The sequence below is a fragment of the Pedobacter sp. 01N416 genome (assembly GCF_056399685.1).
On the sequence record NZ_JBFTRT010000847.1, the window covers coordinates 1 to 1,436 of the forward strand.

General features: G+C 38.8%; 1 protein-coding gene. It reads left to right on the top strand.

The genetic code is table 11. The features are described from left to right. Window positions 1-1,436 (top strand): DUF4280 domain-containing protein (locus tag AC1DND_RS27795; protein ID WP_477586074.1); only part of this gene is annotated, 1,436 nt, incomplete at both ends.

The window sequence follows — 1,436 nt, forward strand, 5'->3', positions numbered from 1 at the left end:
AAAGATTACTTTAACAACCAATTAGAATTAGCCAAAATGGATTGGAGTACTGATGCTGAACCAACAAATAACGAAGAAAACCTAACAGATGATAAGATTACAGATAACCTAACTGTATCTATAGCATCAGACAGGCAAGTAATAGATGAGCCTAAACAAAATGGAAAAATTACCGAACTATTGGTATGTCATGGGGCTAAATGCACCTGCGATCAAGCGGTAGATCCCGCTCCGAAAAAGATGAACGTACTTAGCCATAACAAATATGTGATTAACGATAGTGGTGAAAGTAAATTTATTGCAACCACCTTAGAAAACAAAGTGCTTAACCTAAACTTTGGGCAATGCAAAGTACCCGACCCAAGTAAACCTGTACCCTGTACTGCCAGATTGCAATGGAAAGATTATTATGAAAAAGTAGAATTGCCAAACGGTGCTTATGTACTGACCAACAAAAGCACAGCTATTTGTACTGCAAAAGGTGGAAATGTAAAAATAGTTCAACATGGCCAGCAAGCCAACATTACTGCACAGGAATTAGAAAATGCCAAGGCTGGCAGTTGGGCCGCTGATGGTCCCCTGCTTACCGAAGAACTGATTCATACCGAACAAGCGGCAAAAAATGAAGATGAAGATGGTGCAACAGTAAAATCGATAATACCTTTATCTTACCACGATCAACAACCGCTCAATACGCCTATTACTTTTAAAGCCGATTTTGCTGGCAAAGCAACCGGTGCAGATAAGCAAGGAGTAAACTGGGTAGTCTATGATACAAATGGCATCCCCTTGCAATTGCGAAACGATGCAGGCGAAACCCTCACCATTACCTTTAAGAAAGTTGGCACCTATTTAATTGAAGCTTATGGCAAAACCAACGGTGATAAAAGAATAACCAGGCCTTATACCATTAAAGAAAACGAGATTGAAACCGTGACCACAGTTGATGGAAATACAAAAGTAAGAATAAATGTACCTATAACCTTTAGGCTTCAAAGCCTTTTTCAGTCTGTGGCCCTACCAGGCGACATCAGTACTATTACTTGGGAGGTAACCAAAACAGGAGGAATTGGTATTCCTACGCTATTAACCCAGACAGGGAACATCACTCAGGTAATCTGTAACGAAGAATGCAGCTATGTGGTATCTGCATGTTTTAATGGTATTCCAAAACAATCAAAACAGATACAGGCTTTAAAAAATGATATTACTTCAATCATCACTTCGACACAAAGCACAAGAATAAAAGAAGAGATAACTTTTAGCGTAAAAGACCATTTTAAAATATTGCCCACGTTACCGCAGGAAATTGCTTCTGTAAAATGGATATGCAAAGATATTGATGGTAAACCAGTTGAAGTTTTTAAGTCAAAAATAGGTGAAACCATAACCCATCAATTTGACGAACCGGGTGAGTATACTGTGCAGGCATATAT